We start from the raw sequence: 7565 nt of genomic DNA on the forward strand, positions 1-7565 counted from the left end.
AATGAAGACCGCCTTGCGCGGAACGTTGCGGCGGCCGGGCCCGGCGTCTATTCCCCAGGCCGTGTCGCCTTTTCCGTCAATCGCGTATTCGACCGGGCCATAAACACGTTTGTCACCCCCGTTGCGTTTCCGGTTTTCCGATTGAAATTCCGGTTCGAGCGGCCGTTCTGCGTTAGCGAAGTCGGCGGTCGCCCTGACGAATTTGACTTCGACTTTGTTGGTCGGATTCTGCAAATCCGACGCCTCGACTTTGAACTCGCTCAAGGCCGACATTCCCTTGATCGACCGGCCCGGGCCGCCGCACGGCAGGTTTGGATCGGTCAACTGTTCGAGCCGGAACGCGCCGATGAACGGGAGGTTGTTCGTGCCGCGGAAATTCGCCGTCCACGTCGTCGGCGCGTAACTGGCCGCGCGGATCGAGCCGTCGGCGTAATAATAAAACCGCTCGCCGTTTTCACCCGAATTGCGGCACTCGACCGTCACCCATTCCGGCTGGTTGCTTTTCACCGAGTCTTCCCACCGGTTCATCCGTTCCTGCCAGTCGGGCGTCGTGTGGCGCAGGCCGGCTTCGAGGTCGCGCATCTGCCGTGAGAGATTTGCCACCAGCATCTGTTGTTCGGTCGAATAGGCGACGAGCGAGGCCTCGTGGTCGTTGTTCAAAAACGCAAACAGCCGGTAATACTCCTCCTGTGTCAGCGGATCGAATTTGTGGTTGTGGCATTGCGCGCACTGGATCGTCAGGCCGAGCACGCTTTTGCCGATGCAATCCATCCGGTCGAACAATCCTTCCATGCGGAATTGTTCGGGATCCACGCCGCCCTCCTCGTTGAGCATCGAGTTGCGGAGAAAACCGGTGGCGACGAGGTCGTCCTGTTTCGGGTCCGGCAACTGATCCCCGGCGATTTGTTCGATGACGAAACGGTCGTATGGCAGATCGTCGTTGAATGCCTTGATGACCCAGTCGCGATAGGCCCAGATGAAACGCGGCTTGTCCTTCTCGAACCCGTCCGAGTCGGCGTAACGCGCGGCGTCGAGCCAGTGGCGACCCCAGCGCTCGCCATAATGCGGCGAGTTCAGCAGACGCTCGACCTCTTGGTCATAGGCGTCGGGTGATTTGTCGGCGACGAACGCGTCCACTTCGGCAATCGTCGGCGGCAGGCCGATGAGATCGAGGCTGAGGCGGCGCAACAAGGCGACCTTGTCCGCTTCCGGCGAGGGCTTGAGCCCTTCCTTTCCCAGGCGTGCCTGAACAAAATTGTCAACCGGCGTCCGCACCCACTTTTTGTTTTTCATCCCGGGCACTTCCGGCCGGACCGGCGCCTTGAAGGCCCAATGGTCGCGGGGGTCTTTGCGCTGCGCCGTCGCTTCCGGCCAGTCCGCTCCCTGATCAATCCAGGCGCGCAACAAACCGATTTGCTCCGGCGGAATCGGCTCGCGTTTTTTGGGCATCCGCGCGATGTCTTCCTTTAATCCGGCGAGAACGCGTACGATCAGGCTGTCGGCACTTTTCCCGGGCACGAGCAACGCGCCATTGTCGCCGCCTTTGAGGGCCGCGGTTTTCTCATCGAGCCGCAGTCCGGACTGTTGCTTCTTCGGCCCGTGGCATTCATAGCAGTTTTTCTCCAGCAACGGCTGGATGTCCCTGGCGAAATCGACCCGACGGCCGGCCGGCGGCGGCAGTCTGCGCGCATCGGACGTTGCGGCACAAGCGGCCGGTTGAATCCAGAGAGGACCGGTGAAAACAGCCAGCGAGAGCATGACGCGGGACGCACGGCCGGAGAATCTCAAAAAGCTTTGCACAGTGTCCTTTATTTATAGCCGATTCACGCCGTCCGTCTATGGAGAATACTGTCAAACGGCTTGTATTTTCCTGCCATGACCAAAAAGGGGCATGGGAATCACCTTGCTGGCAAACTGGCCTCGTGGCTAACTGGGCGTCGAATGTCGCTGCCCGGGGATTATCACATGCACACGCCCCTCTGCCACCACGCGGTGGGGGAGCCGACCGAATATGCGGCCCGGGCGGTCAAGCTTGGCCTGAAGGAAATCGGTTTCTCGGAGCACAGCCCCATGCCGCGCGACGATTTCGACGACTGGCGCATGTTTCTGCGCGACATGGACGAATACGTGGCGAAAGTGCAACGGGCACGCCGCGATCATCCGCAACTCGTCATCAAGCTGGCGCTGGAAGTGGACTACCTGCCGGGTCACGAGGATTGGATTCGCGAACTCGCCGCGCGTGAATCGTGGGACTATCTGATCGGGGCCGTGCATTATGTCTCCGAGTCATGGGACCTGGACAACCCGAAGAAAATCTCCGAGTGGAAAGACCGTGATCCATTTGAAGTCTGGAGCGCCTATTTCGAGCGGCTCACGATGGCAACCGAGTCCGGTCTGTTTGAAATCATTGCCCACGCCGACCTGTGCAAGAAATTCTGCTTTTATCCGAAACAGGATTGCACACCGCTGTTCACCCGTTTCCTGAAGTCCGCCCGGCGGAAGGGTGTTGCCCTGGAACTCAACACCGCCGGTTTGCGCAAGGATTGCAGGGAGATCTATCCCAGTCCGCAAATCGTGAATCTCGCGGCGCAATCCGGCGTGCCCATCACGTTCGCATCGGACGCGCACGCGCCGGACGAGGTGGGTATGAATTTCACCGAAGCCATCGATCTGGCGCGGGGCGCGGGCTACACGCATTGGTGCCGGTTCACCCGGCGCCAGCGTCAGGAGGTCAAGATCTGACCGCAGGGAATATGGCGTTGACCAGTTTTTCGTTTCCCACCACCACCTTGTTTGGCGCGGGCGCGCTTGCGGCCTTGCCCGGGCGACTGACTGCTTTGGGGATTCAGCGCCCGCTGGTTGTCACCGACTCCGGGCTCCTCGGCACCCAGGCCTTTGAACGACTTCAGCAAACGCTCGGAGAAAAAGAGCGTTCCAGAAGCTGGTTTCTCCACCACGGCGTTCATCCAAACCCGGTCGAGCGGGACGTCGTTGAGGCAGCGGAAGCGTTTCGCGCGAATGACTGCGACGGGATTATCGCCATCGGCGGCGGCAGCCCGTTGGATGCGGGCAAGGCCGCGCGGCTGCTGGCCAAACGCCCCGGCTTTGAACTGGCGCGGTTCTATGACGAACCCGACTGGTCCGCGCTCGCTCCGTTTGTCGCCATCCCGACAACTGCCGGCACCGGCAGCGAAGTTGGGCGAAGTTCCGTCATCACGTTGGACGCGACAAAACGCAAGGCGGTCATCTTTCATCCCGAACTGTTGGCGAAACTGGTGATTCTCGATCCGGAGCTGACCGTTGGGTTGCCACCCAAACTTACGGCCGCGACCGGCGCTGACGCGCTCACCCATTGCATCGAGTCTTACACCTGCCCGGCTTTCCACCCGATGTGCGACGGCATTGCTCTGGAAGGCGTCCGGCTCATTGTGGACGCCCTGCCGCGCGCTTACAAAAACAGCGGCGACCTCGACGCCCGCGGCCGGATGCTGGTTGCCGCGGCGATGGGCGCGGTCGCGTTTCAAAAGGACCTGGGCGTCGTTCATTCCATGGCCCACCCGCTCTCGACCATCTGCGGGATGCACCACGGCCTTGCGAACGCGCTCTGTCTCGTTGCCGGGATGAAATTCTGCGCGGCTCGCAGCCCCGGCCTTTACCGGCGCGTTGGCATCGCCTGCGGCCTCGACGTGATGAAGAAGTCAAACAGCGAAGCCGACCAGCACACCATCGGATTCATCACGGATTTTTTGGCCGGTATCGGTCTCGACAAAAAACTCGGCGCACATGGAGTGAAACCGGAGCACCTTGACGCGCTGGTCGTCCAGGCTGTCGAAGATCCGTGCCACAAGACGAATGCCGTGCCGGTCGCCATGGAGGATTTTCGGAAGCTCTACCTTGAAGTTCTATGACACTTCCCGCGCAGCTTTTTGTTGATGGCGTCCGCCGCGATTCCTCTTCGGGAAACCGGGCCGCGCTGATCAACCCGGCAACTGAAGAAGCTCTGGTCGAGGTTGCCGCCGCAGACGTTGCCGACGCAAACGCCGCCGTCGAATCCGCGCAACGCGCCTGGGAATCCGGCTGGCGCGACCTTGCCCCCGGCAAACGCGAAGCCGTCCTCCACGCCGTCGCGCGCAAACTGCGCGAGCATCTTGAAGAGATCGCGCAATTGGAAAGGCTGAACATCGGCAAACCCATCGGCGACGCGCGCGATGAAGCGGGCCTGGGCGCGCGGGTGTTCGAGTATTACGCCGGCGCAGTAACCAAATTCTGCGGCCAGACGATTCCCGTCGGGCGGGGCGGATTCGACTTCACGCTGCGACAACCGATGGGTGTCGTTGCCGCGATTGTTCCGTGGAACTTTCCGTTTCCCATTGCGTGCTGGAAGGCCGCGCCCGCGCTGGCCGCCGGCAACTGCGTCGTCCTCAAGCCGGCGTCGCTCTCCCCGCTCACGGCGCTCAAGCTCGGCGAACTGGCCCATGCCGCCGGCCTGCCTCCGGGTGTGTTGCAGGTCCTGCCCGGCGGCGGCTCTACAATCGGCGACGCGCTCGTCACCCATCCGCTCGTGCGCAAGGTCTCGTTCACCGGTTCGACCGAGATCGGTCGGCGCATCATGGAGCTCGCGTCGCGTGATCTGAAACGCATCTCGCTCGAACTCGGCGGCAAGTCACCCAACATTGTGTTTGCTGATGCCGACTGGCAACGCGCGGCCGAGACCTCACCCATGAGCGTCTTCGCCAACACCGGCCAGGACTGCTGCGCGCGCAGTCGAATGTTCGTCGAACGAAGCATCTATGAACCGTTCGTCGAGAAGTTCGTTGCCGCGACGAAGAAGCTCGTTGTTGGCGATCCGGCCAAAGCGGAAACGCAGCTCGGTCCGCTTGTTTCCGCCGGCCAACGCGGCAGCGTGGAAGGATTTCTCGCCGATGCCCGCAAGCGCGGAAGCAAATTCGCCTTTGGCGGCAATCGTCCTCAATCGAAGGGTTATTTCCTCGAACCGACCGTGCTGCTCGACGTGGAAAAGGAGGATCGTTGCTGGCGCGAAGAAATTTTCGGGCCGGTCGTCTGCATCACGCCGTTTGACGACGAGGCGCAAATGATCCGGGATGTGAACGCGTCGCCCTATGGTCTGAGCGGCTCGCTTTGGACGAATGATCTGCGCCGGGCGATTCGCGTTGCCAAAGCCGTCGAGAGCGGCGTGATGAGCATCAACTCGCATTCCAGCGTTCACACCGAGGCGCCGTTCGGCGGATTCAAGCAAAGCGGCATTGGCCGCGACCTCGGCATGGCGGCGATGGAAGGATACACGGAGTTGAAGAACGTTTACGTCGCGGAATGATTTCCCATGAATCTTACCCAGCTTAAATCCCAGGTTAAGTCCGGTGCCATCGACACCGTCATCGTCGCCTTTCCCGATCCGTTTGGCCGATTGGTTGGCAAGCGTTTCACCGCGGCGCATTTTCTCGACTCGGTCGTGAAGCACGGGACGCACGGGTGCAATTATCTGCTCACGGTGAATCTGGAAATGGATCCGCTCGACGGCTTCAGGGTCGCGAACTGGGACGCGGGTTTCGGCGATTTCGCGTTTCGTCCCGACCCGGCCACGCTGCGCGTGTTGCCATGGCAGACCGCCACCGCTCTCGTGCTTTGCGATTACGTCCGCGACGACGGTTCGTTGGTTGCTGAAGCGCCGCGGTCGGTGTTGCGCCGCCAACTGGATTTACTCAAGAGGCAGGGATTTTCCTCCTTTTGTGCGAGCGAGCTGGAGTTTTATCTGTTCAACCAGACCTATCACTCCGCCTTTTCCAGTGGTTATCGTGAACTTCAGCCTTCCAGCGATTATCGAATCGACTATCACATCATGCAGCCGACGCGTGATGAGACGTTGATGCGCGCGATTCGCAACCACATGACATCAGCGGGCGTGCCGGTGGAGAGCAGCAAGGGCGAATGGAGCCGCGGCCAGCACGAAATCAACTTCACCTATGCGGAGCCGCTTGAGATGGCAGACCGACACACGATTTTCAAGCAAGGGGTGAAGGAGATGTCGGAGCAGCACGGCAAATGTGTGACGTTCATGGCGAAGTATGCGCCCGGCGAAGCCGGCAACTCGTGTCACATACACATCAGTTTGTGGAAGGCCGGGGAAAACCTATTTCCGGACGCGAAGAATCGCGGTTCAAAATTGTTCCGGCAATTCCTCGGCGGATTGATGAAGTATTCGCCGGAGCTGTGCCTTTTCTTTGGCCCGACGATCAACAGCTACAAACGCTATCAGCCGGGCAGTTGGGCGCCGACGCGCATGGCGTGGGCGACGGACAATCGCACCACCGGATTTCGGATTGTCGGCCATGGAAACGGCTTTCGCATTGAAAACCGAATGCCCGGCGCGGATGCAAACCCGTACCTGGCGTTCGCCGCGATGCTGGCCGCCGGCATGGCCGGTGTGAAGGAAGGCCTCGATTGCGGGAAGGAATACGCGGGCAACGCCTATACCGATCCGAAGCTCGACCGGCTTCCCGCCAGCCTGCGCGATGCAACGGACCTGTTTGACAAATCCAAACTCGCCCGAGCCGCGTTTGGCGATGCGGTCGTAGAATTTTACATTCATCACTCGCGCATTGAGCAACAGGCGTTCGGGGATGCAGTCACCGATTGGGAGAAACAACGTTACTTCGAGAGAATTTGAAATCGAGGGGCGGACAACTTCCGATCAGATCAGGATTCGTTTTCGCTCCGGATCGTAGGGCGGTCGAAGGTGTGCTGTGGCTGCGACGCGCGTGCCATTGACGTTGATTTCATAACGCCCGGACTTGATAAAAGCGGTATTTACGCCATCAGGGTTGTTCACATAACCCATTGCCACGCCTCCACCGAGGGTATGTCCATAAGAACCGGAGGTCGTGTAGCCGACCGGCCTTCCGTCCCGATAAATCAGCTCACTGCCCCACAGGACAGGTTCGCGATCCTGCAAAACAAAAATGACCAGCTGTCGTTTTGGTCCGGCTTGTTTTTGCTTCAACAGAGCGTCGCGGCCGATGAATTCCTTGTTCCAGTCGATCGCGAAGGCAAGCCCGGCCTCCAGCGGTGTGTCGTCCGGCGAAAGTTCCGCGCCCCAGGCGCGGTACCCTTTTTCCAGGCGCAGTGAGTTAATGGCGTAATGACCGGCGTTGGCAGCGCCAAGATCATTGCCCGCCTCCATCAACGCGTCGTAAACCAGCGCGAGCTGTTCGATGGGGACGTGCAGTTCCCAGCCGAGCTCGCCGACGTAAGTGATGCGCGCGGCGCGGACGGTCGCCCGGCCGACACTGATTTGCCGCGCAGTCGCGAACGGGAAAGCGGCGGTTGATACGTCCTCGTCCGTCACGCGACTGAGAAGCGTGCGCGAATCCGGTCCCATCACACCAAGCACACCGAAACTGTTCGTGACATCACAGACCGTAACGTGCTCGCCGGCCCGGATGTGCCGGCGAATCCAATCGACGTCCCGCACCGGCTGCGCCGTGCCGGTAACGAGGTAAAACTCTTCGGCGGCGATTCGGACGACCGTTAGATCGCTTTCAAATCCG

Annotated in this window: 6 protein-coding genes; 4 read left to right on the forward strand and 2 right to left on the reverse strand. The window is 60.6% G+C overall.

The features are described 5' to 3' along the window. Nucleotides 1–1758: DUF1549 domain-containing protein (locus VN887_18925; protein HXT42089.1), on the reverse strand; the 1758-nt coding region annotated here is incomplete at its 3' end. A 207-nt stretch (nucleotides 1759–1965) separates the two neighbouring features. Between VN887_18925 and VN887_18930 the strand changes: the two genes are divergently transcribed. From VN887_18930 to VN887_18945, 4 genes are read left to right on the forward strand one after another with little or no spacing between them, the layout of a single operon-like run. Further along, a complete protein-coding gene (locus VN887_18930) occupies nucleotides 1966–2742 on the forward strand; it encodes a histidinol-phosphatase HisJ family protein (GenBank protein HXT42090.1) in 777 nt (258 codons plus the stop codon). Nucleotides 2743–2753: 11 nt separating this feature from the next. After that, the gene (locus VN887_18935) at nucleotides 2754–3908 is read left to right on the forward strand and encodes an iron-containing alcohol dehydrogenase (protein ID HXT42091.1); all 1155 of its coding nucleotides are present in this window, start codon (nucleotides 2754–2756) and stop codon (nucleotides 3906–3908) included. Then, a complete protein-coding gene (locus VN887_18940; protein ID HXT42092.1) occupies nucleotides 3905–5335 on the forward strand; it encodes an aldehyde dehydrogenase family protein in 1431 nt (476 codons plus the stop codon). The genes VN887_18935 and VN887_18940 overlap by 4 nt, the downstream gene beginning before the upstream one ends. A 6-nt stretch (nucleotides 5336–5341) precedes the next feature. After that, the gene (locus VN887_18945) at nucleotides 5342–6685 is read left to right on the forward strand and encodes a glutamine synthetase family protein (protein ID HXT42093.1); all 1344 of its coding nucleotides are present in this window, start codon (nucleotides 5342–5344) and stop codon (nucleotides 6683–6685) included. Between the two features lie 24 nt (nucleotides 6686–6709). Here the strand turns inward: VN887_18945 and VN887_18950 are convergent. After that, the coding region (locus VN887_18950) for an aminomethyltransferase family protein (protein ID HXT42094.1) at nucleotides 6710–7565 on the reverse strand (856 nt) is incomplete at its 5' end.

The organism is Candidatus Angelobacter sp., from assembly GCA_035607015.1.
In the GTDB taxonomy this organism is placed as follows: Bacteria; Verrucomicrobiota; Verrucomicrobiia; order Limisphaerales; family AV2; genus AV2.

Bases quoted from the DNA above. Each gene is read 5' to 3' on its own strand.
- VN887_18930 (HXT42090.1), top strand. From the start codon at position 1,966: ATGCACACGCCCCTCTGCCACCACGCGGTGGGGGAGCCGACCGAATAT.
- VN887_18935 (HXT42091.1), top strand. From the start codon at position 2,754: ATGGCGTTGACCAGTTTTTCGTTTCCCACCACCACCTTGTTTGGCGCG.
- VN887_18945 (HXT42093.1), top strand. From the start codon at position 5,342: ATGAATCTTACCCAGCTTAAATCCCAGGTTAAGTCCGGTGCCATCGAC.
- VN887_18940 (HXT42092.1), top strand. From the start codon at position 3,905: ATGACACTTCCCGCGCAGCTTTTTGTTGATGGCGTCCGCCGCGATTCC.